Genomic DNA, 25,469 nt, shown 5'->3' on the forward strand with positions numbered 1-25,469 from the left:
GACAGGAGACAGGAGAGATGAGATTTGAGAGTGAGTCTGCATTCAAAATGGTTGTCATTAATGGCGGCAAGCCTGCTGGCCGCGGCATGGCTTGGGCTTGGCACGGTTGCAGCCGCGGGAGCCGAGAAGGTGGAGGCAGGCAAGCTGCCGCAAATTCGCATTGTCCCTTCTGCGGGCCAGGTGAAGGCTGGTGACGAGTTCGAGGTCGCCATCTGGCTGCAAGGCTTTAAGGGGAGCTACGGCGGAGTTCAAGGCTATGAGGTACATATGAAATACGATTCTGAGCGAATAGCGCCTGTAGTTGAAAAAGGGGAAGTGGCGCTGCTGCGGCCCGCGGTATTTGCCGCTTCGGCGAGCCCCATGCAGCTGCTGAACAAGCTTGATGCGGCTGCAGGCTTGATCCAGATTGCCGAGGCGACGGCCCAGCGCGGCCCGGCATTATTTTCAGGCTATGGAAAGCTTGGCAGTGTGACCTTCAAAGCGGTGAAGGATGGAGCAGCGAGCTTCAGCTTGGCGAAATCGATTATTATTTTGCCGGATAATCCGGGGCTGAATATTCAGCATAGCGTGAATGAACCGGTCGTCAGCATTGGCGGCGGATCAATAAAGGAAGGTGCAGCGAAAATCGTTGGACAAGCGCCTGCGAAAGCTGCCGCGCAATTGACCGTGGAGCAGCGCCTTAAGCAATTCAAGGATTATGAAGCGGTTGCGAAGCTGAAATGGGCTTCCGCAGCTGTCGGAGAGCTGGCGCTGGAGCAGGTGATGCAAGGCACGGCCGCTGGCGGTTTTGAGCCGGGGCGCCTAATGACGCGGGCAGAGTTCGCGAAGGCTGCTGTGCTGGCATTTGAGCTGGATATGAAGCAGCAGTCTATCCCTGCTTTTACCGATGTGGGCAAAAGCGATTGGTCATACGACTATGTGGAGACAGCTGCGGCAAGTGGCCTGCTGCAAGGTGTAGAGCGGCCGCAAGGCAGCGCTTTTCTGCCGAACCAGCCGATTACAAGGGCGGAAATTGCTGCCGTGCTGTCGCGGCAGCTTAAGACGCTCGGCGCTGCGGAGGCCGCTGCTTCCGCAGCAGCTGCAAAGCCTGCAACTGGGGAAGCAGCCGAAGCCTCGCCGTCAAATGAGCCCAAGCCAGCAGATGCGCAGGGAGAAGCCTCATCCGCCGGGCATCCGTTCAGCGATATTAGCGGTCACTGGGCAGAGCAGGATATTGCGTATTTGTACGAGCAGGAGCTGCTGCAAGGAAGAACGGATAAGCTTTTTGCTCCAGGAGACCATGCGATTCGTGCAGAAGTCAGCGTGCTGCTGCACCGCGTAATGCAGCGCTTGAATGAATAGCCACTATTCAACGCAGCCATGAAAAATCCCCCTGCCACGCGGCAGGGGGATTTTGTATAACGCGCGCTATACCGGAATCATAAGTAAAATAATCGAAAATAGCGAGAAGCATACGCTAATCAGGAACAGAAACGACAATACTTGCGTAGGCTTGAGACCGGAATGCAGCAGACGATAATGGACCTGTGTCGCATCTGCCTGATAGATCGGCTTGCCCTGCATCATACGCTTGATTACGACAAAGATGTTATCGAAGATCGGCACGCCAAGCGCTAAAATCGGAATGAAAATCGACAGCACGGTCGCCTGCTTGAAGGCGCCATCGAGGGCGATAACCCCAAGCATGAAGCCGAGGAACGTCGCGCCAGCGTCGCCCATAAATATTTTTGCCGGAGGCTTGTTGTAACGCAAGTACGCAATCGCAGCCCCGATCAAAATAATAGCCAGCATCGCGGAATCGCTTTGTCCCTTGGTGAGGGCCACAATAAACAGCGTCACAGCTGAAATCGTCGAAAGGCCGCCCGCCAAGCCATCCATGCCATCCGAGAAGTTAATGACGGTCGTTACGCCGAAGATCCATAAAATCGTCAGCACGAATTGCAAAGCATAAGGCAGGTTGACGAACTCCCCGCTAAGCGGATTATAGAAGCCCTCGAACGATACCCCTGCGAAAAATACGATTGCTGCTGCTGATACTTGAACGAGCATTTTTGGCAGAGATGGAAAATCCTTGCCGTGCGTCTTGTACCAATCGTCAATCGTGCCAATAATGAGCAGCAAAATCGAGCTTATAATAATAGCTACTGTTTTCATTGTAATTTCATCTACAAACACCAAATACGTTGCCATGAAGCCGACAAAAATAGCATAACTCGCCGTGAGTGGAATCGGCTCTTTATGTATTTTGCGTTCGACATCCTTGCGAGGCTTGTCCACAAAATCGATGCGGAAAGCGAGCTTGCGGAGCGGTGGAATAAGCAGCAGCACAATAATGAAAGACATTGCAAATGCAGCAGCGTAACTAATCTAGATCATCTCCTGAATGTATAAATATAAAAAATGGGCAGCAAAGCTAGCAATCTCTCAAACTAATAAAATGTTACAATAAACGAGTTTGAATAGCAAATTTCTGATGAACTACTCATTTTCTGTCCCTTTTCGGTCGTAGTCCAGATCGTTCACCATTCGCCGGATTGTTCAATTGAAATCGTTTACAAAAATGCTAATATAAGGGGTGTGTGCTGCCAATGTTAACCAGGCGGCGCATCATTATAAAGGAGGAGTTCAAGCATGGTGATTATGGGAAAAAGAAGTGTGATCGCTGTTTTGCTGCTTACTCTACTGCTTTCGATTGCTGCCGGAGCGATTCCGGCGGGCCGCGCCAACGCTGCCAGCGTCAGCATCGTAAACGGGACGGATTGGAAGGACACCGCAGGCAATCCGATCCTTGCGAACAGCGGAAACATTTTAAAAGTCGATTCTACCTACTATTGGTATGGCGAGCATGCAACGAGCGGAACGTTCGATGCCGTTAACGTGTATACGTCCAGCGATCTCAAAAATTGGACCTTCCGCAGCAGTGTGCTGACCAAAACCTCGGCAGCGGAGCTGAATACGAGCAAGATTGAGCGCCCGAAGGTCATCTACAACGCTGCGACAGGCAAATATGTGCTTTGGATGCATTATGAAAATGGCAGCGATTATTCGCTCGCCCGTGTTGCAGTTGCGACGAGCTCCACGCCGGACGGGGCGTTTACGTATCAGGGCAGCTTCCGGCCGCTGAACTACGAGTCCCGGGATATGACGGTGTTTGCCGATACCGACGGCAGCGCCTACCTCATTACCGCTTCAAGGAAAAATGGCGGCGCCAACGATACGATGGCGATTTTTAAGCTGAATGCTGATTACACCGGCGTCAGCAGCTTTGTCGGCTGGATTTATGAGAACGGTTACCGTGAAGCGCCTGCCGTTGTGAAGAAAAACAATACTTATTATTTGTTCACCTCGCAGGCTTCGGGCTGGTATCCGAATCAAGGCGGCTATTCTACAGCCTCGGCGATGAATGGCACATGGTCTTCGATCTTGCCCTTTGGCGATCCGGCAGCTTACAGCTCACAGATTGAAAATATTTTGACCGTGACGGGCAGCTCTGCCACTACCTACATTTATATGGCGGACCGCTGGAATCCGCTCAACCTTAGCGACCACAAATTCATTTGGCTCCCGCTTACGTTGAATGATGCTAGCAATAGTGCAACGCTCAATTGGTATAGCTCATGGGGCATTGATGCAGGTACTGGCGCGGTCACGCTGCCGTCACTCGTCAATCATGCGTTAGGCAAAACCGCGACCGCCAGCAGCACCGCCTCCGGAAGCAGCGCAGCAAATGCCAATGACGGCAATGCCCAAGTATCATGGGCGGCTGCAAACAACAGCTGGCCCGCATGGTGGCAGGTGGATTTTGGCGCACCGAAGACGATTACCGAGGTCGATATTTCGTGGTTCATGTATAAAGGCTCCGAGGGCTATTACAAGTATAAAATCGAAATAAGCAATGATGGTGTGAACTATGCCGCGATTGACCGCACAACGAATACCGCTTACGGCTTCACGACCGACGCGGTACATTTTACAGCGCGTTATGTGCGAATTAATATGGTGAATGCGGTGCTGTTCAACAATCCGGGCAACTGGTATACGCCAACGCTGCATGAGGTTCGCCTATTCGGCCCCGCGACGGCGGAGGCGACGGGCTACAGCACCTTTGAAGCGGGCGCTCTTTCCGGTTACCTGATCCGTCACAACAACTATGTTGGACGCGTAGATGCGAGCGTATCGCCTGCTGCCGACTCGCAGTTCCGGGTGGTGCCTGGACTTGCGAGCGTATCGTCGGTATCGCTGGAGTCGATCAATTACCCGGGCTATTTTTTCCGCCGCAATGCCAGCAATCAGATCGTCTTGCAGCCATTCGACGGTACGGATGCATTCAAGCAGGATGCGACCTTCAACATCATTAGCGGGCTCGGAGACAGCACGAAAATCTCCTTCGAATCGTACAGCCAGCCCGGTTATTACGTACGCCATTATAACTATGTGCTGCGGCTGGATGCCTTGAGCGCACTCACAACAACGACTGCCAAAAACGACGCAACGTTCAAACGAACGAACTATTCTTAAAACATAAGAAGATAAGAAGATAAGAAGATAAGAAGATAAGAAGATAAGAAGATGGAAAGGTGAGAGCCTGAGAAAGGTTGGAAAAGGGCTGAAAAGAGAGGATAAATAGGGAACAAAAGCACAAGAGAAAGAGGGGCTGCTCACTCTTTCTCTTGTTTTTATGGATGGACGGAAGCTTCATATATCTTTGCAGCCGCGCCATTAAAGATGTAGCCCGTGGTCAGATACGTCCAATCGTATTTCTCATAATACCCTTCCAAATCCGTGGAGAGATAGAGCTTCGTTAATCCTAAACTGTTCGTCGATCCCAATACATCTGAACAGCCTCATCAAAAAATGCCATCGTATCTCGCAATTCAAATACTTCTATCAGCGTTGGCAATCTCCTATTTAATGATACGTTGCTGCAATTTATTTAAAGCCGTTAGCGGATATCCTTATAAATTTCCCGCATCACATGACCGAGCTCAGGAATGATAATGCGTTCGGCTGCGAGCTTGACTGCCCCGCTGGAGCCGGGCATGGAGAAAATCGCCGTATCCTCGTAGACACCAGCAATCGCCCTGCTTAGAATCGCCGCCGTGCCGATATCTTCAGCAAAGCTCAAATAGCGGAAAATCTCGCCAAACCCATGCATTTCCTTGTCCAGCAAATCTTTTACAGCCTCATAGGTCGTATCTCGCTTGGCAATGCCCGTCCCGCCATTAAGCAAAATCGCCTCAACTGCCGGGTCCGAAGCTCCGCTGCGCAGCGCGGACTGGATTTCGCTGTATTCATCCTTGACGATGGCGTAGCGCGTCGTTTGATAGCCGCCTGCCTTGAGCAGCTCTATAAGCAGCGTGCCGCTTTTATCGGTAGCAGGCGTACGTGTGTCAGATACGGTAATGACCATGCAATTGACGGTCGAAGGTGCTTCCTCGCGATGTTGTTCAACGGATGTACTCATCGGAAATGTAAACATCCTTTCTTGGCAAGCTATGCCGGAATATATTTGAATAATGACTTTTATTGTATACTGGATCTGGCTTCGATGCCAGCTCATGTCTGGGATATTCCTCCGTATAAGGCAATGGGGGCTAGCCCAAAATAGGCAGTTGACGAATGAAAATCGGCTTGCTATACTCATTAAGCGTAATTATTACTATTAAGCAACGGGATAACGGATAACAAGTCGCTGCTGGCGATTTCTTTTTCAAGATAATATCGTAATTATTACGATTAATTGCAAGCGGCTGTCGCCATCCTTTGGCGGCATAGCTGCCGTTTCGCGGATGAAACTTATAATTCTTATATTTTTAAAAAATAACGTTGGTGCAAAAGGAGAGAGACTGCGTGCAGATTGCTGCTTTAAAAAATGTCGTATTCGGCTACGGCAGCGTACCGAGTCTGAATGAGGCCGATATGGCGATTCATGCCGGCGAATTTATAGCGGTGACCGGGCCTAACGGCGCCTCGAAGACGACGCTGCTTAAGCTGGCGCTGGGCTTGCTAAAGCCATGGAGCGGGGAGGTTTACTTGGCGAAGCAGGGGGCGAGCGGCAAGAAGCTCGTGATCGGCTATGTGCCGCAGCAGATTGCGGCGTTTAACAGCGGCTTTCCCAGCACGGTGCTGGAGTTCGTCAGGTCAGGCGCATATGAGAGCGGAGCTTGGCTGCGGCGGCTGCGGCCGCAGGAGCGGGCTCGTGCCGAGGAGGCGCTGCGCCAGGTCGGCATGTGGGAGCAGCGCGGCCGCAAAATCGGCGAGCTGTCCGGCGGACAGAAGCAGCGGGTATGCATTGCCAGAGCGCTGGCCCAGCAGCCTGATCTGCTCGTTATGGATGAGCCGACAACCGGCATGGATGAAGCGAGCCGTAGAGGTTTTTACGAGTTAATGCATCATCATGTGCAGGCTCATGGACGGACGGTTGTGATGGTGACCCATGGACTTGAAGAGGTACGGCCGTATTTGGATCGCATCATTGAGCTGGAGCGAAAGGGGGAGGGAGGATGGAAATGCTGCACTACGACTTCATGCAGCGGGCATTTTGCGCCGGAGGCATCATCGCTTTAGTCGCCTCTGTGCTGGGCGTACATTTAATGCTGAGACGGCAGGCGCTGATGGCGGATATGCTTTCGCATGTATCATTAGCCGGCGTTGCTGCGGGCGCCTACCTGGGCTGGAATCCTTCCTATGCCGGATTCGCTGCTGCTGCAGCAGGAGCGATAGCGGTTGAATATATTCGGCGCTCCTACCGGGCCTACAGCGAAATGTCGATTGCCATTATTATGATTGGCGGCTTGTCGAGCGCCGTTGTGCTGATGGGGCTGAATAAGGGAATAAACAAAAGCTTCTCCTCGTATTTATTCGGCTCCGTCGTCGCGGTGAACGAAACCGAGCTTATGCTCATGCTCGGTACGGCGGCAGTAGGCGCGATCTTTTTTATTTTGCTGCGCAGACCGCTGTATCAGATGGCCTTCGACGAGGAAACGGCACAAACGAATGGCATTCCCGTCCGCCTTATCTCCATGCTGTTCAGCATGGTGACGGGCATGATTGTCGCTGCGGCTATGCCGCTTGTAGGCGTGCTGCTCGTATCGGCGCTGATCGTGCTGCCCGCGGCGCTGGCGGTGCGCCTTGCCCGCAGCTTTGCGGCAGCGCTTATCATTGCGATGCTGGTCGGCGTGGCGGGCGTATTTACGGGACTAACCGCCTCTTATGAGCTGGGAACGCCGCCGGGCGGAACGATCGCCCTATTTTTGCTGGCGCTGCTGCTTATTGGCATTGTGTTGAAGAAGATATCCGTAATCGCCGGCAAGCTGGGCAATCGGCAAAATCGCACCATCATCAATCATCATCAAACGGGGCAGGTGGCGATGCAAGACGCTTTTCCCCGTATGAAGGGCAACAAGCTGGATGCACCAGCTACTCACACACACGGAGGTACAGAAAATGAAAGCTATGTTTAGTAAAATTTCTTTGTTATTAATGGCAGCGGTGCTGCTGTTGTCGGGATGCGGCGCGGCAGGAAGCACGAATGGGGCGAACACAGTTGGGGCGCAGGCGGATAGCGAAGGAGCCGCTTCGCCGGAAGCGAAGAAGCTGCAAGTCGTAACTACCTTTTATCCCATGTATGAATTCAGCAAGCAGGTGGGCGGGGAATATGCCGATGTCACGGCGCTGATTCCGGCCGGCACGGAGCCGCATGACTGGGAACCAAGCGCCAAAGACATGGCGGTGCTGAAAGAGGCAGATGTATTCGTATATAACGGCATCGTAGAAGGCTGGGCGGATCAGGCGCTGGACAGCGCGACCAATGAGAAGCGCATCGTCGTAGAGGCGAGCAGCAGCATTGAACTAGCAGAGGGCGGGGAAGATGAGCATTCGCATGGAGAAGAGGCGCACGGTGCTGCTGGCGATGCAAATGCGGAAGCAGATACGGATGCGGAACATGATCATGACCATGCTGCCGAGGATGAGGAAGCTGCCCATGAGCATAGTCTCGATCCGCATGTATGGCTGAGTCCGAAGCTGGCACAGGCAGAAGTTGCGGCGATTCAAGAGGCGTTCGCGAAAGCAGATCCCGCCCATGCCGACCAATATAAAGCAAATGCAGATGCCTATATTGCAAAGCTCAAAGAGCTGGACGATGCGTATAAGGCTGGACTTGCAGGGGCGAAGCGCACCGAGTTCGTGACGCAGCATGCGGCTTTTGGCTATTTGGCGCGTGAATATGGCTTGACGCAGGTGCCGATTTCCGGCCTGTCTCCTGACCAGGAGCCATCTCCAGAGCAAATGGCGGAAATTGTGAAGCTGGCGAAGGAGCAGCAAATAAAGACGATTTTTTTCGAAACGTTGGTTGATCCAAAAATCGCCAGCACGATTGCGAGCGAAATCGGCGCCAAGACAGCTGTACTAAACCCGCTAGAGGGGCTAACAGAGGAAGAAACGGCAGACGGGCTCGATTATATCGGCGTGATGAAAAATAACCTGGAGGCACTGAAGCTTGCTTTGAACGAATAAGGCAGGTTGAAGCCGCAGCAAGGGACAGGTCATCTAGCGTTTAGGCCAAGCTATTTACAAGCTATATATATGAAGGGAAGCGTGAAAACGAATGGATAAGGAAGCAGCAGTGAAAAGACAAGCAGAAGTGGAACAGCAAGCAGGCTTTAAAATTCCTGTCACGGTGCTGAGCGGTTATCTGGGGGCAGGCAAAACGACGATTCTCAACCATGTGTTGAACAATCGCGATGGCCTTCGGGTAGCGGTCATCGTCAATGATCTAAGCGAGGTTAATATCGATGCGGCTTTGGTTCAAAAAGAAGGCGGGCTGTCCCGCACCGATGAGCAGCTGGTGGAAATGTCGAATGGCTGCATCTGCTGCACGCTGCGCGAAGATTTGCTGCGCGAGGTTGAGCGGCTGGCGAAGCAGGAGCGCTTTGATTATATTTTGATCGAATCGACGGGCGTAGGCGAGCCGGTTCCCGTTGCCCAAACGTTCACCTATATTGATGAGGAGCAGGGCATTGACCTGTCGCAATTTTGCCGCTTGGACTGCATGGTGACGGTCGTTGATGCGTACCGCTTCTGGCACGATTATTCCTCTGGCGAGACGCTGCTTGAACGCAGTCAGGGGGCGCATGAGGAAGATCACCGCGAGGTCGTTGATCTGCTGATCGACCAAATTGAATTTTGCGATGTGCTGCTGCTTAATAAATGCGATATGGTCAGCGAGGAGGATTTGGACGAGCTGGAGGGCGTGCTTCGCACGCTGCAGCCGCGCGCCAAGCTGATTCGCACCGAGCAGGGCAAGGTTGATCCTGCGGAAATTTTGAATACGGGCAGATTCAACTTTGAAGAAGCCAGCGTATCGGCTGGCTGGATGCGGGAGCTGAATGCGCCTATCCACACGCCTGAAACGGAGGAATACGGAATCGGATCATTCGTTTATTTGCGGGCGAAGCCTTTTCATCCGGAACGGTTAATGAGCTGGATGGAGGAGTGGCCGGAGGCTATCGTTCGGGCAAAAGGCATCATGTGGCTGGCAACCCGCAGCTCGCAGGCGCAGAGCATTAGCCAGGCGGGGCCATCGATTCAATTTGGTCCTGCTGGACTTTGGGTGGCCGCGCTCCCTGAGTCAGAGCAGCACCTGCTGCTGGAGGAGGAGCCTGAGCTGGCGGACAGCTGGCATCCGATGTATGGCGACCGGATCAATAAGGTTGTGTTCATCGGAATTGATCTGCAACGAGCCGAGATTGAAGCAGCGCTTGACCAGTGCTTGCTGACGATGGAAGAGATGAAGCAGGATTGGGACAGCCTTATTGATCCGTTTCCGCAATCGCAGCAGGAGGCTTGCGCTATAAATTAAGGAGACAGGTCGTTTATAAGTATGTTATAAAAGGAGGTGAGCCTAATGAGAGTTACTGTAACGTTGGCATGCACGGAGACGGGTGACCGCAACTACACCACCTCCAAAAATAAACGTACGACCCCGGAGCGGCTGGAGCTGCGCAAATACAGTCCTCGTCTCAAGCGGGTAACTGTGCACCGGGAAACGAGGTAGGAAAGGAGGCTTTAAGAGGATGGCAACTTGGAACCTGACGCAGACGCGCCATCATCTGCTTCTATGCAACGGAGGCAGCTGTAAACGCAGCGGCGCGGAAGAGGTAACACTCGCCATCCGTGAGGAGCTTGCGAAGCACGAAGCGGATTCTTTCGTCCATACGACGAAGACGATGTGCAACGGCAGATGCGAGGATGCTTGCAATGTGGTTGTCTATCCCGACGGCAACTGGTATAACGGCATGACGCCAGAGCTTGGCCGTGAGCTCGTTCGCGGCCTGCTAGACGGCAACCGGATGCCGCTGCCGGAGCGAATCTCGTATAACTACGAAGCGGATAGCTTCGCAGCGACGGGCATTGCGGCGGAGGGCATCAGCAAGCCGCTTGTGAAGAAAGTGGAAAGAGCTTAGCATCGAATTTTTTGAGAAGCAACTATTAAAGCCGTTGGAATAAACGAAATACAGAAGAGCCGCCCCATAAAGGTGCGGCTCTTCTGTATTTTGCCTTTTTTTAAACCAACGTCGCCAACTGCTGCGCGAGACGCTCAAGCGTCGATTTCGCGCCTTCGATAGCCCCGTATTCTTTGACCACTTTTTCTAATTCCTCGGCAGATTTGAACAGCGAGCGCATGGTCAGCTCGGTCTCGCCATCTTGTTCCGCAAACGTAACCGTTACCCGAAAGTGTTCAGCATCCTTATGATCGCCATGGGAGTAAACGAGCCGCTCGGGGCTTACAACCTCAAGGTATGAAATTTTATTATCATAATCAACACCGTCTGGACCATGCATGATGTAGCTCCATACTCCGCCCGGTCTTACATCCATTTGCTGGATCGTAATGGTAAAGCCTTCAGGCCCCCACCATTGCTGCAAATGCTTGGCCTCCGTCCAGGTTTTGAATACAAGCTCGCGGGATGCTTTGAACAGCCTGGTCACGGTAAGCTCCGGTCCATGAACCGCCGTAGTTGTGTTGCTGGCTGAATGGTTTTGCGTCATAAGGAATTCCTCCGTTATTGTTAAAATGGTATATAGACTTGTTTAGCTCAATCGTTATTTCATATTTACAAAACAATTGAGTAGAAAATTGTCGAAAAAGTGTCACACTGGTTAAAAAGTCTCATTCCTATTCCGATATAACTACTAAACAATAATCATTTTTAAAAAAGGGGATAGCTTATGACTTTCAAAAATTCACATTTTATTCATGCTTTACTTAGGTTCTGTTCCCTTCGTCAAACAGCAGGACGGATCGTGCTGTCTACACTGCTCATAGTCGTTGTCTGTGTATCGGTACTGTCCTATACGTTCTATTCCCCCACCTCGAGTGAGGTCAAGAGCCAATCAGAGAAGCAAATGGAGTTGAATACGAGGCTGCTGGCAAAGGAAGTTGACAGCAGAATGAAAGAGAAGCAGGCCATTATTAAAATGCTTGCGGAGCATGGAGCGGAGCTTGGAGATGACAAGCAGAAGCAGCTTGACTACATCATCAAGTCACAGAAGCTGCATCCTGAATTTTCAACGATTATGTATTCGGCTGATACGACGGGAAAGCTTGCAATAGACTCGACCGGTAAGGAATATGACTTGTCTGAACGCGCCTATTTAAAGGAGGTACAGGCAGGACGCGCTTTCGTCTCTGACCCGATTATTTCTAAAGTAGACAGCCAGCTTGTCGTTGCGATTGGTGCTCCGTTAATGAAGGATGGCAAGCCTGTTGGCTTCTATTCAGCAGCATATCCGATCAGTGAGGTGGTTGAGAGCATCGCCCGCTTTGAGCAAGGCGAGACGGGAAGAGCTCTTATGACGACTGCGGATGGAACCTTTATTTATTTTCCGGATGAGACCTTTATTTTAAACAATAAGATTGCCGATTTGAACAACCCTGTACTGGATGAAGCATTCGCTGATGCGGTTCAGGGCAATTACAAGGCCATTCATTTCCATGAAGCAGGGGTTGACCAGCTTTCCTATTTAACCAAAACAGATCTCAATTGGATCGTTGTCACCTATGTGCATGAAAGCGAGTTTTTAAAACCGGTTAATGATTTGCTGAAGCTCATTATTATTGTAGGGCAATTCATTATTTTGGGAGCGCTGCTGCTTAGCATTTTAATAGCTCTCCGAATTGTACATCCTATCCGCCAATTGACTCACGGAATTGATCTGCTGGCACAAGGCGATCTAACGTATCGCATTCCGGCCAAAGGCAAAAACGATATTAGCGTTGCTCTACATTCCTTTAATGCAGCAGGCGATCAAATGCACCAATTAATGAAAGGCGTTGCAGGCCTATCCGAGCAATTGACGGAATCAGCGAAGCAGCTTGCGGCAGGCGCCGATCAAGGGGCACATGCAGCGCAGAGCATTTCGGAGGCTATTATGGTTGTGGCCGAAAGCTCGGAGCGGCAAACATCCAGCGTACAAGATGGCAGCGATGCAGCTGAAAATATTGCTGTGCAAATTAACGGTGTTGCTGCACATAGCTCAGACGTATCAGTCATTGCTTCTGAGACATCCACTCTTGCAACAGACGGGTCAGCCGCTATGATTAAGCTCGGTGGAAAAATGGACGAGATGGAGCTCGGCATTCGCGAGTTGTCCGGTACGATTCAAGACCTTAGTGGCTTGTCTGACAAAATTGGCGAGGTTGTAGGAAGCATTAGCAACATCGCTCGCCAGACGAATATTCTCTCCTTGAATGCGGCAATTGAAGCATCGCGCTCTGGCGAAGCTGGGCGAGGTTTTGCCGTCGTTGCTGATGAAATTCGGAAGCTTGCAGGACAGTCGATGGCATCGGCGGAGCAAATTGCCGGCTTTATTGGCAGCATTCAGCTTGAGATTAAGCGGACGCTTCTCGCGTCGGAACAGACCGTAGAGCAATCTGCTCAGGGCAGACAAGCAGGCGAATCGGCAAGCGAGCTGTTTAGGCATATTCGTTCATCCGTGGAGCAGGTTGCTGGCAGCATCCGAAGCGTATCGGCGGCGGCAGACGAAATTGTCTCTGGCACAGGAAGCCTAGTGGACGCCATTCGTCACATTGCCGATTCCGCCAGCGAAACCGCTGCTGAATCTGAAAATGTCTCGGCGGCAGCGCAGCAGCAAATGGCATCGATGGAGGAAGTCGCTTCCTCCTCGGCAGAGCTCGCCAACATGGCGGAGAAGCTGCGGTCGCAAATCGATAAATTTAAGCTTTAGAAGATTGATCGGTAAAAGGTGAGAGGTAAAAGATAATAGGTAAAACGACAAAAACCGTTTCTTCGTTAAGGGCAAGCAGAGTCTGCCATTAACGAAAGGAACGGTTTTTGTTGCAAGTAGATTGGTATTTGCTAAGAGTACGCGGCTCAGGCTACTGACTCTTTTTTCAAGGACTGAGATTCCGCTATTTTGGCTTTTAAATTGAATTTAGACCTTAAGCGGACTGGAAAGCCGCTATTGCCCTCATTATCCCGTCAAAATGATCATTTGCAGCACATTAGCGTCTCCTGAGTCCGCAGCCTGAAATTTCGAGGTGCGAATCCCCCAGGGATTTCATGGGAGCTTCACATTCGCACCAGTCCTTTGTATGTTTCCTTGAGTTAATTCACTAACTTTATTTTCTCTCATCGTAAGGGATGGCAGAAAACAATACAACCCCAAATTTAGCATGAAATCCGTCACCGATACCGCTGATCCTGCCGATACTACTGCTAGAACTGTTCGTTCACACAAGGCCCTGTGCCACACTCCAAAAAAATAAAGCGTCCCCAAAGGAACGCTCCATCTCCATCTTCATCCGGCACGCATGCGCCGACGATGAACCTTTTTACCTCTATGTGTTACAAGCCGTTCGCTTCTCCATTAACCGAAATGCCCAGACGGTTGAAAATCTTGGTATGGGCGTTTGGCAGGGAGCTGTCCTGCGGCAATTTACCATTGTTCAAAGTGACAAGTATGGCCGAAAGCTCATTAAACCAAGCCTCATCGTTGGTCGCAAGCGCCAGGTCGATCAGCTGCGTCAACTGCTGCGCCGTATACAGCGGTGACGAACGCAGTGAATTAACTTGTGAAGCCGCAAGCGTAATCGTTCTGCCGATGGCAAGCTCGTTGTCGCATGCCGTTACATATAGCCGTACCGTGCCGTGGGAAGCATCAACGCTTTCTACAAAGCCGAGCATTAGCTCGCCATTTCCAGTCGTTCCGTTCATCCAGTCGCCCGGTTTAATTATCATCTCATTATTCATTCCAGTCACCACCTGTCGTTTAATGGAACCTGCAATTATGCCTGCTTGTTTCAAAATCCATTACAATTTAACAATGATCATACTGTAATTATAATTTATACAGTTGCAGCTGTCAATCGTTGCTCTCTCTTTGCCCACTAATGAGTAGGGAGCGGTATTGCTTGAGCGCAACCCCTATATTTTTCTTAAATGCTTTGGAAAAAGAAAAGAGGTCGGGGAAGCCGATGGAGCTGGCGATTTCCGATAACGTATAGCCGGTTTGTGCGAGCAGGCGCTTGGCTTCGCCCATTTTTTGCTGCTGGATATATTGGATCGGTGTTATGCCGTATGCTTTGCTGAATTGTTTAGTGAAATGCGTGCGATTGACCCTCACGTAGTCGGAGACGCTCTCCACGGTAATGCCTTCTGCATAATGAATCTCCATATATTCCAGTCCCTTTTGCAGCCAACTGATGCTGCGATGGTCTCGTGAAACCGCAGCAGGAGCGGAAGCTGAAACAAGCTCATCCCATATATGATGAAAAAGACTTAACCGCGCCAGATCGGTATTCGGAGAACCCAAGTGGCTGACGAGCTGCAATAGCTGCTGCATCCATTCGGCAGCCTGTAGTGTCAGTGCGCCGGGCACATGAGGCGATTGCGGCCCAAGCCCGAGCCGGGCCAACAGCTGAAGCGCTTTCTTGCCATCAAAGGCAAAAAAGATTTTGTGCAGCGGCTCCTCCGCCAAAGTGAAATATTCATGGGTAACTTGCGGGAACAGGCAGAACAGATCATTTTGACGCAGCGTGTACGCGTTGTTGCCCTGAATGAATGTTCCTTGCCCCTCCAGCACGCCTAGCAAATAATAGTAAGGCGCCACGCGCGGACCGATATGATAATTCGGCTTGGCGATATTCGTTCCGACCCGAATGGGTCATGCAGCTCCGATTTCTCGAAAGCAGAAGGCGTGAAATGATAGATTTCCATCCATTCATGATGGTCCTCACGCATATTCGGTCTCATCATTAATACCCCCTTTTTTCCATGTTTAAACGTGCTTGGCCTACAATCTATTATTCTATCTTTACCTCAATGGCGCTGTGAAATGACAAGTTAAAAACGCCGCGAAATGACATTGACCCGCTAACGGTTGATTGTTATGATGCAAATACAACTATTCCTACTAAACTTGTTGGTTATTGACCGGACAGCCGGATGTACCATAGGGATCTGCCAGACGAACTGGAGATACGGGCGGCCCGTGCTTGGACGCTTGGGTTGTTGAGCTGGATCATTGAAGGGCTAGAAGGAGCGCGCGCCGCGAGGGTGCAGCTCCTTTTTTGATCTTTATACGTAAGCTGGTGACAAGATATATGCTTGTTAGCGGCTTTTTTTGTGCAAAATGACAGTATGCCAACCATGCTCGGCGGAATTTTTTTTGATTATTCCTTGACGGGAATATTCCTGTTATGGTATATTCAATTCAGGGAAACGAAAGCACCTTCATAGCGCTGACTTCCCTTTGATTCTAAACAGCGCCATTAAAGGATGCGGTTTTTATGGATGCTACGACATTCAGCGCATTATCCGACCCGACGCGCCTGCGGATCATGGAGCTGCTGGTGGATGGTTCCCTGACTGTTGGAGAAATTGCGGATCGTCTGCACATTCGCCAGCCCCAGGCTTCCAAGCATTTGCGTATTTTGCTGGAAGCAGGGCTCGTCGAGGTGCAGGCAGCGGCCAATCGCCGTTATTACAAGCTTCGGGTAGAGCCGCTCCAAGAGATGGACAGCTGGCTGGAAACCTATCGGAGCCTATGGAGCGAGCGGTTCGACAAGTTGGATTTTTACTTGCAGCAGTTGAAGGAACGAGGCAGCAAACCAAACTAACTTTCAGGAGGCAAACACAATGACGAACAAATTAAGCTTTAAGGTAGACGGACAGGTACTTACGATGGAGCGGGTTTTTGACGCACCGCGTACACTAGTGTTTGAAGCACATTCCACGGCTGAGCATTTGAAGCATTGGTGGGGACCGAATGGCTGGATTTTGTCGGCTTGCACAGTCGATTTCCGCCCAGGCGGCGTATGGCATTACTGCATGAAATGCATCGACCAGAATCAAGGGGATTTTTTCGGCTTTGAATCATGGGGCAAGGCCATATACAAGGAAATTGTAACGAATGAGAAAATCGCCTACGTAGATTATTTCTCCGATGCCGAAGGCAATGAATCTGCGGACATGCCGTCTGGTGACATTACCATCACGTTCGAAGCGATGGAGGATGGCAAAACCAAGTTCGTGAGCGTGACCCGCTACCCAACCGAGGAAGCACTCAAAACGGTAGTCGAAATGGGAATGGAGCAGGGCATCAGCGAAACATCGGATCGTCTGGTCGCCTACTTGGAAGAGCTGAAATCATCCTAACGTCAATACAGCTCGGAAAAATAAAGCCAGCAAGCTGCCCGCTGCCATTCAGACTGCTGCTCAACTATAGAAAAGACAAGCGCTGCTGAATCGGCAGCGCTTGTCTTTTTATTTTCCAGCCTATTGCTGTGACGATTATCTGGACATGTTTTACTTCGTGCCGTTTTGCTCTTGAGCTGCCTCCTCCATGGGGACAATTGGAGCTTGCAGCGTTTCCAGCCCGTTCATATAGGGCCGAAGCGCTGGCGGAATATAAATCGAGCCGTCTTCCAGCTGATGATTTTCCAGCAGCGGAATAAGAATGCGCGGCGTTGCGACGGCCGTGTTGTTGAGCGTGTGGCAGTAGCGCAGCTTGCCCTCGGCATCGCGATAGCGAATATTCGAGCGCCGCGCCTGAAAATCATGCACATTCGACGACGAATGCGTCTCGCCATAAGCTTGCCTGCTTGGCATCCACGTTTCAATGTCGAATTGCTTCACATTTTTTTGCGACATATCGCCGGTACATACCGCAACAACGCGATAGGGCAGCTCCAGCAATTGCAGCAGCTGTTCCGCATTCGCTGTTATTTCGTGGAGCATCGCCTCCGAACGGGCAGGATCGGCTTCGCAAAATACGACCTGCTCAACCTTGGCAAATTGATGCACGCGGTAGAGGCCGTGTACATCCCGGCCAGCTGAGCCGACCTCGCTGCGGAAGCAGGCGGTTGCGGCAGTTAGGCGAATCGGCTCGGCAACATCGACGATTTCATTATCGTAATAGGCGACTAGCGGCACTTCCGACGTCCCGATCAGCCAGCGATTTTCGCCGTCGATTCGGTAAGCCGAATCTGTGCCCGCAGGGAAATACCCCGTATTGTACATCGCTTCCTCTCTCACCATCAGAGGCACATCAAGCAGCGTAAATCCGCGCTCTAGCAAATAGTCGAGCGCGAGCTGCTGGACCGCACGGTGCAGCAGGGCACCTGCCCCTTTCAAATAGTAGCTGCGCGAGCCCGCCGTCCGAACGCCGCGATTCATATCTATCATGCCGTGCAGCTCGCCAAGCACTACATGATCCCGCAGCGCAAAAGCGGGGGCTGGAATGCTGCCGATTCGGCGCAATTCCACATTGTCAGCATCCGACCTGCCGATAGGCGTATCTGGCGAAGCCGGATTCGGCACCTCCAGCATGAGCCTGCGGAATTGCTGCTCGGCTTCAAGCAGCTGCTCCTCGCAAGGCTTTAGCAGCTCATTTATTTTCGCTACTGCCTGCTTCAATTGCTCGGCCTGCTCTTGCTCCGTCCATTGCGGCGATTCGAACGCCGCCCCTTGCTGCTCCGCTCCCTGCTGCTGCCGGCTCGCATTTGCGCTCTGCATCAGCTTCCCAATACGCTGCGAATGCGCATTGCGCTCCTGCCTAAGTGCGTCCGCCTGCTGCTGCAGCTCGCGTCTGCGGTTATCCGCTTCTAGCAGCTGCTGAACGTTAAAATCCAGCCCCTTATGCTCCGCCGCCTGCTGCACCAGCTCTTTGTTTTCGCGAATCCATTTCATGTCCAGCATGTTACCGCGCTCCTTCACCGTTTAAATAAAAACGCAAAAAACGCTCCTCATCCTTTTGGGACGAGGAGCGTTAAACTCGCGGTGCCACCCAACTTGACCGGACGGCAGTGCCGAACGATCCGCTTTGGTTCCGCGATAACGGGCGGGCCCGGTTAACTTAGGAGAAGTGCTAAATATCTCTCTTGACGAGAACGCCTCGGAGTTGGATTCTCGTCATCAGCAAGTCGTTGTAATGAAATTAGATGTATTATAGCGCGCGCTGCGGATGAAAGCAAGATTGAATTATTTCATATTAAATTATTTCAACCAAGCATCAACCAACTCGGCGTTGCCTTCAACCCAGGCTTTAGCTGCCGCTTCCGGCGTTTCGCCGCCTTGAATAGCAACCATGACCTTCGCCATATCATCCGGCGTCCAGTTGAACTTGTCGAGGAAAGCATAAGCTTCGGCTTTGTCCTCCTTCAGTCCTTTGCGTACTATCGTATGAATTTGTTCCGCGCCGCCGTATACATTTTTCGGATCATCCAAATATTTCAGATCCATCTTGGCGAACATCCAATGTGGGGTCCAGCCCGTAACAACGATCGGCTCTTTATTGTCATACGCCTTCTGAAGCTCCTGCGACATGGCAGCGGACGAGCTTTCAAGCAGCGTCCATTTATCACGCAGGCCGTATTCATCGAGCGCTTTCTCCGAAGCCATCATAAGTCCGGCACCCGGCTCAATGCCAATAATTTTATAGTCCAGCTCGGGACCCGTCTTATCATTCAAATCCTCGATGCTGTTGATGTCCATATATTTAGGGACGACAAGTCCGGTTTTGGTGCCTTCAAGGTTAGCGCCGAGATCCTCATATTGCCCTTTATATTTATCTGCATAAGAGGCATGCGTGCTTGGGAGCCAAGCGGCAACCATCCCGTCAGCGCTTCCGTCGGAAATGCCAGCCCACATCGGTCCGGCATCGACTTGCAGCATTTCAACCTTGTAGCCCAGCTTCTGTTCCAACACTTCTTTAACGACATAGGTGCTGGCAATTTCTGAATCCCAAGCGACATAGGCAAGAGTAATGTCCTTGCTTCCGCTGGCGGAAGAACAACCAGCAGCTAGAACGGCGAGCATAACGGCAGCAACTAGCATTTTCATTTTTTTCAAAAATAACACTCCTTCTGAAAATCATTCGATTTATATGGCAGTTATTCCGCTGAATAAGCGGAGAAAACTTAAGATAACTTAAGATAACTTACGCCTTCTTTGTACGGCGAATCGCATTTTGCGTCAAACGGTCAAGGATAATCGCCAGTATAACGATGGCAATCCCCGCCTCAAAGCCCACTCCAGTGTTGCCCTGTGTCACTGCACGGTAAACGTACGATCCGACACCTTGCGCGCCGATCATGGAGGCGATAACGACCATCGAAAGCGACAGCATTATCGTCTGGTTGATGCCTGCCATAATGCTTGGCAGCGCAATCGGCAATTGCAGCTTGATCAGCTTCTGCGACGGTGTAGAGCCGAAGGCATCAGCCGCTTCCGTCAGCTCTTCCGGAACTTGGCGAATGCCAAGATTGGTCATGCGAATCGTTGGTGGAATCGCAAAAATAATCGAAGCGATGACGCCAGGCACAACGCCAAGCGAGAAGAAGGAGACGGCAGGCAGCAAGTATACGAAGGCCGGCATCGTCTGCATGAAGTCGAGAATCGGAGTAACGATATTTTGAATGCTATTTTTACGTGCACACAAAATACCAACTGGAACACCAACCACTACTGAGATGAGGGCGGAGGTCAGCACAAGCGACAGCGTCTGCATCGTCTGGCTCCAGTAGCCGAGATTATCAATAATGAGCAGGCCGATAAACGTAAACAGCGCCATGCGCCATTTGCCGAGAAACCAAGCCGCTGCGGTAAATAGAATAATGAGCACGATCGCAGGGAAAAAGTCGAGTGCGGTATTTAATCCGCCGACCGTTTCGCCAACGACCACTTTAATAAGCTTGAAAAGCGGGCTGAGATGGGTCTCAAGCCATGTTTCCAACGCTCCGATCCAATCTGCTAAAGGGATTTTGGGTATATTCATGCTTTAACACCTGCCTCTATTTCGGTATTGCCTGCGAGTGCGGCAAGCACTGCGCCTTTAATGACGATGCCCTTTAATCGTCCATTTTCACCGATGACAGCAACGGGCAATCTGGCATTGCCCATCAGCTCGAACAGCTCATTGAGCAGCGTATCGGGCGATACGGTTGGAACATCACGCTGGGTCAGCGATTCAAGCGACAGCCCTTCCTTCAAAGCCTTCGCTGCGTCGTCAGCGGTAATGACACCAAGCAGGCGCATTTCCCTGTCCACCATATATAGGCTGGAAATGCTTCTGGCACGCATGAGCTGGAGCGCAACGCGCGGTCCTCTCTCATTCGTGATCGTCTCGGCCTTCGCCATCACATGGGAGGCGGTGAGCACCTTGGACAAATCGACGTCCTCGACAAAACGCTCGACATATTTATTGGCCGGCTGCATCAAAATTTCTTCCGGCGAGCCGATTTGCACGATGCTGCCATCCTTCATTAGGGCGATTTGGTCGCCAATGCGCAGCGCCTCATTTAAATCATGGGTAATGAAGACGATCGTTTTTTTCATCTTCGATTGCAGCTCCAGCAGCTCATCCTGCATATCCTTGCGGATCAGCGGATCAAGTGCACTGAACGCTTCATCCATCAGCAGCACTTCGGGATCGCTGGCAAGTCCTCTTGCAAGACCTACGCGCTGCTGCATCCCGCCGCTTAGCTGCTCGGGATAACTGTCGCCGTAGCCTTTCAAGCCGACAAGCTCTAAAGCTTGAATCGCCATTTCCCGGCGCTTCGTCTTGTTGATGCCTTGAACTTCAAGGCCGTATTCGATATTTTGCAGCACCGTGCGATGCGGGAACAGCGCAAATTTCTGAAACACCATCCCGACATGCTTGCGCCGAAACTGCCTAAGCTGCTCCGCTGTCATTTTGAGCACATCCTTGCCATTAAACAGCACTTGTCCACCCGTCGGCTCAATTAAGCGATTCAATAAGCGTACGAGCGTCGACTTGCCGCTGCCTGATAGGCCCATAATGACAAATATTTGTCCGGCCTCTATCGAAAAATCGGCTTGATTCACGCCGACAGTCAGCTTCGTTTCTTTTAAAATTTTTTCCTTTGACCAGCCTTTATCCAGCAGCGGTATCGCTTTTTTTGGATCCGCTCCGAATATCTTGGTCAGCTTTTTAGCTTCTATAATAGCCATTTAGTACCCCCTCCACGATCCTTGGCACAGGAAGCGAGGTGGACGCTTTATCATAACGCTTCTTCACCAAGCTTCGAGTGTTCGTCTGCTTATAAGTGTAGTTGGATAACAATGTAATGGTCAAAAGGCGTGAGCCTTTGTATGGTTTGTACAGTTATAACTTTACAAACTTTTTGTGCGGAATACTCCTGATAACTCCCTTTTTCATATCAATATGATTCTTTACATTTCCCTAGCCGTTTGATTACAATACATGTTGAAGGATGAATGGGACACGCCACTCCTCAGGAGGAACGACATGGATGAACTTGCAGCATTAACAGAAGAGCAGCAGCAGCAGTTGCTGAAGACGCGACGGCGCGTTATTGAATCAATCGGTAAAAACATGGATTTATATGGCATAACGCTGTCCATTGGGCATTTATACGGCAATATGTATTTCAACCGCGAGCCTGTCACGCTGGACGAAATGAGTGCTACGATGGGAATGAGTAAAACGTCAATGAGCACCGGCATGCGGACATTATACGATCTCAAAATGATCAATAAAGTATGGGGCAAAGGCTCACGCAAAGATTTGTATGAGGTGGTGCCGGACTGGCACGAGAACTTTACGGACTTCTTCTCTATAAAATGGAGGAAGGCTGCGGAGCAAAATGTACATGCCATAACCCGTTCTCTTAAGGAAATTGAACAGCTTGAGGAAAACTCGGAGCAGTCGGAAGCTTTTCTGGAGATACTCGCAAGCGACAGGCAGAAGCTTCAGGAAGCCCTTGCGTATTACAAGTGGCTGGGACGGCTCATTGATGCTTTTGAATCAGGAGAAATTTACAAGCTCATTCCGAAGGAAGAGTAGACAGCAGAATATCGCACAACATAGCATGCGTGTAAAAAACATAGGTTTCGTGCAAGGCCGGTTGAATGCAACCGGCCTTTTCTGCGTCTCCCTGTATAGGGAATAGTGTAAAGAGAAGCCCTCATAACCGATCTACATGCAATTGAGACGATTCGAGGCGGGGTTTGCGGTGATGGAACTGGCGACGCTGCGGGCGGGGATTAAGCCACATTTTTTATTTAATGAGATTGGCCCGATTATACTTATCAGCAAGCGAAATACGGAGGAGGCAAGGGCGTTGCTTGCTACGCAGCTTGAGTGATTTTTTGCGCGGCTGCCGTTGCGGACGAGGTGTGTAAGCTAGCGGATCGAAGCGACGAACAAAATTACTGTTATTCAAGGCATGCAGGCCATCGCGTATTCGAACTTGCGGCAGCAAACGATTGGACTACAGTTGAAAATAATTCCGCCGCTTACGCAGTGACCAGCGAAGAATCCGCTGCGACCGCGCAATCGCTGGCCTAGTTTGCGTATGATCTCCAGCATACGATGCCGATCTTTAAGAAGTGTGGTTGAAGAAATATTTTTTAGCAGCCGCAAAAGCTTAGTGTTTTGCTGAATTCCTTTATTCTGGAGTAAGATTCGATGGAGAAGCTAGGTTCCATGCCCAGGTGCGAATGTGAAGCACACATAAAAACCCTAGGGGATTCGCACCTCAAAAATTGTAGAAAAATGTCGATTTTCAGTTGTTTTAAGAAAGGTCAAGGTTTGATCTAGATTTTTTAGGTATTATATTTATTGTAAAATGAGGTGATTGATGCCATGTTGGAATCAATCACTTGTATTTTCGCTGTCGCACTCCGTACGGAGTGCGTGGATTGAAACACCCAAGGTAAGGCACTGCCGGAGCGGTTGCTGGTCGCACTCCGTACGGAGTGCGTGGATTGAAACTGATCGACCTAGCAAAAGCAAATCTCAAATATGTTGTCGCACTCCGTACGGAGTGCGTGGATTGAAACATGCTGGGGTTGCCAGCTGGCGGACATTTACTGGAGTCGCACTCCGTACGGAGTGCGTGGATTGAAACCCATCTTGCATATGTGCTCGGATGGACACCTAATAGCGTCGCACTCCGTACGGAGTGCGTGGATTGAAACGATAAATCGCAGCTTCAGTAGATCACCGTATTCCGTCGCACTCCGTACGGAGTGCGTGGATTGAAACAAAGAGGGCGACATTGTACCGCAGCGGGAGCAAGGTCGCACTCCGTACGGAGTGCGTGGATTGAAACAACATCGCCGTAAAACGACGGATTGGATGTATTGGTCGCACTCCGTACGGAGTGCGTGGATTGAAACATCAGTGCCTTAGCCGCCTGCACCTGAGGTATAGGGTCGCACTCCGTACGGAGTGCGTGGATTGAAACTACAAGAATCGGATTTCAAGGCTATGCATAAAGGTCGCACTCCGTACGGAGTGCGTGGATTGAAACTCCTTTCGTATGGAGCTATAGGGGTTATCACCTGTCGCACTCCGTACGGAGTGCGTGGATTGAAACAAACGTCAGCACCTTGCCCGCTCCAACACACATTTGTCGCACTCCGTACGGAGTGCGTGGATTGAAACATTTAGTCCTTTTGCAATCGGTCTCGATAACCAAGTCGCACTCCGTACGGAGTGCGTGGATTGAAACGAAACCGCATCTGCCACTGTCGGGTTGGAAATAACGTCACAATCCGAACAGGGTGCGCAGATTTAAATTGCAAAAAGCATGACTATTTTTACTCTCAATCAGCTTCTACTTATATCTCTCAAAAACTAACGTTCATATCTTTCATGAAAAAGAACGCTTCAATTACAAAAAACACCCGAAACCGCTAGTACAGCGATTTCGGGTGTTTTTGCAATGTCCTTTTACTATTTAATATACACGCTACCGAACGGCAGCACTTCACGAAGCAATCGCTTGAAGAAGCCGTCGTTTTGCAGCGGATGCTCCAAATCTTTTCCATGCGAGCCGGTCTGAATGAGGACAGGACCGCTGCCAGTTATTTTCCACTGGACGTTCATGTTCTGGCTCGCCAGCTGATTGCCGTAGACGGCAAGCTGGATGGTCGCATTCGCGGGATAAGCAACAAGCGAGCTGGTATTTACAAAAAGCGGGCGCTCCTTCTCCAATTGCAGCACAGCTATGTCGCCGCTTGTGATGACGCCAAGCTCGCCGGGGCCGGAGAAGCGCATCCGCACCAGCTCGCGGGTGATCCATACATTTTTCATTTTCTGAATGACGCTCTTGAGCTGCATGCCATCTGTGAAATAGAGCACGTGGCGGTAGTCGAACAGCAAATCGCTCTCCGGTCCGAGGGGGATCGTCTCCAGCGAGCAGCCCGGCGGCAAGCCGATAATAAATTCGGAGGGGCCGCTCATCAGGGCGCGAACCCATTTCTTTTTGCGATAAACGCCTGCCAAATTCATAAAACGATCCTCGCGCTGCTGCGGTGCGCCTTGATAAGCAATAATCGCTCCTGGATGGAGCACGTGGAGTTTGTCCGCTTCCAGAAGCGTCACCTTCACATGTCCAATCGGCGCGGGGGAGGTTGCTTTCATTCGCTACACTCCTCTGCCGACATGCTTCTGCTTACGCCAAACGAGATAACGCCATACGCGCAGGGAAAGAATATAGGCGAAAATCAAACTCATAATGATGAGTGCCGTATTGATGAGCTTTTGCGTAAAGCTGGCTTGCTTCTGCTTGATTTGCTCCATTTCTTGTATAAGCGCGTTGTTCTGTTCCATTAGCTGCTCATTGGTTTTGCGGAACTGCTCGTTCTGCTGCATGAGCTCCTCTTGCCTGACTGCGTATTGCTCTGCACTTTGCAGCGATTCGGTGAGCTGCTCCTTCTGTGCATCAAGCTGCTGCTTGGCATCCATATATTGCTGCTCTAGCGCGTCGATTTTTTCGGGGGCGGAGAAAATGCCCTTTATGTTGCTCCACATGCCTGCTTCGGCAACCTGATGCGGAAATAACAGGAATAGCAAGGACATGAATAATAGTGTCGAAACAAGGAATGGCGCTTTTGGCAACGTTGATCCCTCCTCAGATAATGCGATAGCTTTAGTGTAGCTTCTTTTTTGCC

General features: G+C 50.9%; 25 protein-coding genes and 1 CRISPR repeat array. Of the genes, 13 read left to right on the plus strand and 12 right to left on the minus strand.

Features of this window, described 5'->3' with window-relative positions:
• The first annotated feature begins 30 nt into the window (after window positions 1-30).
• Complete coding sequence (locus ABEW34_RS29050; protein WP_430164604.1) at window positions 31-1,341, plus strand: S-layer homology domain-containing protein; 1,311 nt, start codon at window positions 31-33, stop codon at window positions 1,339-1,341.
• A 66-nt stretch (window positions 1,342-1,407) separates the two neighbouring features.
• On the opposite strand, the gene ABEW34_RS29055 is transcribed toward ABEW34_RS29050, so the two are convergent.
• On the minus strand, window positions 1,408-2,343 hold the full coding sequence (locus ABEW34_RS29055) for an MraY family glycosyltransferase (RefSeq protein ID WP_430164409.1): 936 nt from the start codon (window positions 2,341-2,343) through the stop codon (window positions 1,408-1,410).
• Between the two features lie 297 nt (window positions 2,344-2,640).
• Between ABEW34_RS29055 and ABEW34_RS29060 the strand changes: the two genes are divergently transcribed.
• On the plus strand, window positions 2,641-4,518 hold the full coding sequence (locus tag ABEW34_RS29060; protein WP_430164607.1) for an AbfB domain-containing protein: 1,878 nt from the start codon (window positions 2,641-2,643) through the stop codon (window positions 4,516-4,518).
• Window positions 4,519-4,942: 424 nt separating this feature from the next.
• Here the strand turns inward: ABEW34_RS29060 and ABEW34_RS29065 are convergent, their stop codons facing one another.
• Window positions 4,943-5,464, minus strand: a complete 522-nt coding sequence (locus ABEW34_RS29065) for a MogA/MoaB family molybdenum cofactor biosynthesis protein (protein WP_430164411.1) — start codon at window positions 5,462-5,464, stop codon at window positions 4,943-4,945.
• Window positions 5,465-5,850: 386 nt separating this feature from the next.
• On the opposite strand from ABEW34_RS29065, the gene ABEW34_RS29070 reads away from it, so the two are divergent.
• The 6 genes from ABEW34_RS29070 (at window position 5,851) to ABEW34_RS29095 (ending at window position 10,466) form a co-directional block, all read left to right on the plus strand.
• A complete protein-coding gene (locus tag ABEW34_RS29070; protein ID WP_430164414.1) occupies window positions 5,851-6,567 on the plus strand; it encodes a metal ABC transporter ATP-binding protein in 717 nt (238 codons plus the stop codon).
• Entirely contained in the window at window positions 6,504-7,463 is a 960-nt protein-coding gene (locus tag ABEW34_RS29075) for a metal ABC transporter permease (protein WP_430164416.1), read from the plus strand. Before ABEW34_RS29070 ends, ABEW34_RS29075 begins: the two co-directional genes overlap by 64 nt.
• Window positions 7,447-8,517, plus strand: a complete 1,071-nt coding sequence (locus ABEW34_RS29080) for a metal ABC transporter substrate-binding protein (RefSeq protein WP_430164419.1) — start codon at window positions 7,447-7,449, stop codon at window positions 8,515-8,517. Before ABEW34_RS29075 ends, ABEW34_RS29080 begins: the two co-directional genes overlap by 17 nt.
• A gap of 91 nt (window positions 8,518-8,608) precedes the next feature.
• Window positions 8,609-9,862, plus strand: a complete 1,254-nt coding sequence (locus ABEW34_RS29085; RefSeq protein ID WP_430164422.1) for a GTP-binding protein — start codon at window positions 8,609-8,611, stop codon at window positions 9,860-9,862.
• Window positions 9,863-9,907: 45 nt separating this feature from the next.
• The gene (gene rpmG, locus ABEW34_RS29090) at window positions 9,908-10,057 is read left to right on the plus strand and encodes a 50S ribosomal protein L33 (protein ID WP_430164425.1); all 150 of its coding nucleotides are present in this window, start codon (window positions 9,908-9,910) and stop codon (window positions 10,055-10,057) included.
• A 19-nt stretch (window positions 10,058-10,076) separates the two neighbouring features.
• Window positions 10,077-10,466 (plus strand): (2Fe-2S) ferredoxin domain-containing protein, encoded by a 390-nt coding sequence (locus ABEW34_RS29095; RefSeq protein ID WP_430164427.1) that lies wholly within the window; start codon window positions 10,077-10,079, stop codon window positions 10,464-10,466.
• A 100-nt stretch (window positions 10,467-10,566) separates the two neighbouring features.
• On the opposite strand, the gene ABEW34_RS29100 is transcribed toward ABEW34_RS29095, so the two are convergent.
• Window positions 10,567-11,052, minus strand: a complete 486-nt coding sequence (locus ABEW34_RS29100) for an SRPBCC family protein (RefSeq protein WP_430164430.1) — start codon at window positions 11,050-11,052, stop codon at window positions 10,567-10,569.
• A 255-nt stretch (window positions 11,053-11,307) separates the two neighbouring features.
• On the opposite strand from ABEW34_RS29100, the gene ABEW34_RS29105 reads away from it, so the two are divergent.
• Entirely contained in the window at window positions 11,308-13,251 is a 1,944-nt protein-coding gene (locus ABEW34_RS29105) for a methyl-accepting chemotaxis protein (RefSeq protein WP_430164433.1), read from the plus strand.
• A 620-nt stretch (window positions 13,252-13,871) separates the two neighbouring features.
• On the opposite strand, the gene ABEW34_RS29110 is transcribed toward ABEW34_RS29105, so the two are convergent.
• The 3 genes from ABEW34_RS29110 to ABEW34_RS29120 form a co-directional block, all read right to left on the minus strand.
• Window positions 13,872-14,276: an IDEAL domain-containing protein gene (locus ABEW34_RS29110; RefSeq protein ID WP_430164436.1), complete on the minus strand. Its 405-nt coding sequence runs from the start codon at window positions 14,274-14,276 to the stop codon at window positions 13,872-13,874.
• Window positions 14,277-14,388: 112 nt separating this feature from the next.
• Window positions 14,389-15,135 (minus strand): AraC family transcriptional regulator, encoded by a 747-nt coding sequence (locus tag ABEW34_RS29115; protein WP_430164439.1) that lies wholly within the window; start codon window positions 15,133-15,135, stop codon window positions 14,389-14,391.
• Window positions 15,111-15,281: a hypothetical protein gene (locus ABEW34_RS29120; protein WP_430164442.1), complete on the minus strand. Its 171-nt coding sequence runs from the start codon at window positions 15,279-15,281 to the stop codon at window positions 15,111-15,113. Before ABEW34_RS29120 ends, ABEW34_RS29115 begins: the two co-directional genes overlap by 25 nt.
• Window positions 15,282-15,814: 533 nt before the next feature.
• On the opposite strand from ABEW34_RS29120, the gene ABEW34_RS29125 reads away from it, so the two are divergent.
• Together ABEW34_RS29125 and ABEW34_RS29130 are read left to right on the plus strand one after the other, a co-directional pair.
• On the plus strand, window positions 15,815-16,144 hold the full coding sequence (locus tag ABEW34_RS29125; protein ID WP_430164446.1) for an ArsR/SmtB family transcription factor: 330 nt from the start codon (window positions 15,815-15,817) through the stop codon (window positions 16,142-16,144).
• Between the two features lie 19 nt (window positions 16,145-16,163).
• A complete protein-coding gene (locus ABEW34_RS29130) occupies window positions 16,164-16,682 on the plus strand; it encodes an SRPBCC domain-containing protein (protein WP_430164450.1) in 519 nt (172 codons plus the stop codon).
• A 150-nt stretch (window positions 16,683-16,832) separates the two neighbouring features.
• On the opposite strand, the gene serS is transcribed toward ABEW34_RS29130, so the two are convergent.
• The 4 genes from serS to ABEW34_RS29150 form a co-directional block, all read right to left on the minus strand.
• Complete coding sequence (gene serS, locus ABEW34_RS29135; protein WP_430164454.1) at window positions 16,833-18,224, minus strand: serine--tRNA ligase; 1,392 nt, start codon at window positions 18,222-18,224, stop codon at window positions 16,833-16,835.
• A gap of 297 nt (window positions 18,225-18,521) precedes the next feature.
• Window positions 18,522-19,367 carry a glycine betaine ABC transporter substrate-binding protein gene (locus ABEW34_RS29140; RefSeq protein WP_430164610.1) on the minus strand — a complete coding sequence of 282 codons (846 nt, stop codon included), beginning with the start codon at window positions 19,365-19,367 and terminating at the stop codon, window positions 18,522-18,524.
• A 97-nt stretch (window positions 19,368-19,464) separates the two neighbouring features.
• The gene (locus ABEW34_RS29145) at window positions 19,465-20,301 is read right to left on the minus strand and encodes an ABC transporter permease (RefSeq protein ID WP_430164457.1); all 837 of its coding nucleotides are present in this window, start codon (window positions 20,299-20,301) and stop codon (window positions 19,465-19,467) included.
• On the minus strand, window positions 20,298-21,497 hold the full coding sequence (locus ABEW34_RS29150; protein ID WP_430164460.1) for a quaternary amine ABC transporter ATP-binding protein: 1,200 nt from the start codon (window positions 21,495-21,497) through the stop codon (window positions 20,298-20,300). Before ABEW34_RS29150 ends, ABEW34_RS29145 begins: the two co-directional genes overlap by 4 nt.
• A gap of 298 nt (window positions 21,498-21,795) precedes the next feature.
• Here ABEW34_RS29150 and ABEW34_RS29155 point away from each other — a divergent pair, with 298 nt between their 5' ends.
• Both ABEW34_RS29155 and ABEW34_RS29160 read left to right on the plus strand, forming a co-directional pair.
• The gene (locus ABEW34_RS29155) at window positions 21,796-22,353 is read left to right on the plus strand and encodes a GbsR/MarR family transcriptional regulator (RefSeq protein WP_430164462.1); all 558 of its coding nucleotides are present in this window, start codon (window positions 21,796-21,798) and stop codon (window positions 22,351-22,353) included.
• A gap of 169 nt (window positions 22,354-22,522) precedes the next feature.
• A complete protein-coding gene (locus ABEW34_RS29160; RefSeq protein WP_430164466.1) occupies window positions 22,523-22,654 on the plus strand; it encodes a histidine kinase in 132 nt (43 codons plus the stop codon).
• A gap of 530 nt (window positions 22,655-23,184) precedes the next feature.
• Window positions 23,185-24,025: a CRISPR direct-repeat array (repeat unit 33 nt; unit sequence GTCGCACTCCGTACGGAGTGCGTGGATTGAAAC).
• A gap of 224 nt (window positions 24,026-24,249) precedes the next feature.
• Here the strand turns inward: ABEW34_RS29160 and ABEW34_RS29165 are convergent.
• Window positions 24,250-24,939 carry an AIM24 family protein gene (locus ABEW34_RS29165; RefSeq protein WP_430164468.1) on the minus strand — a complete coding sequence of 230 codons (690 nt, stop codon included), beginning with the start codon at window positions 24,937-24,939 and terminating at the stop codon, window positions 24,250-24,252.
• Between the two features lie 3 nt (window positions 24,940-24,942).
• Window positions 24,943-25,416 carry a hypothetical protein gene (locus ABEW34_RS29170; RefSeq protein WP_430164471.1) on the minus strand — a complete coding sequence of 158 codons (474 nt, stop codon included), beginning with the start codon at window positions 25,414-25,416 and terminating at the stop codon, window positions 24,943-24,945.
• Window positions 25,417-25,469 lie beyond the last annotated feature (53 nt).

Origin of the sequence: Paenibacillus algorifonticola (assembly GCF_050481745.1) — a bacterium.
In the GTDB taxonomy this organism is placed as follows: Bacteria; Bacillota; Bacilli; order Paenibacillales; family Paenibacillaceae; genus Pristimantibacillus; species Pristimantibacillus algorifonticola_A.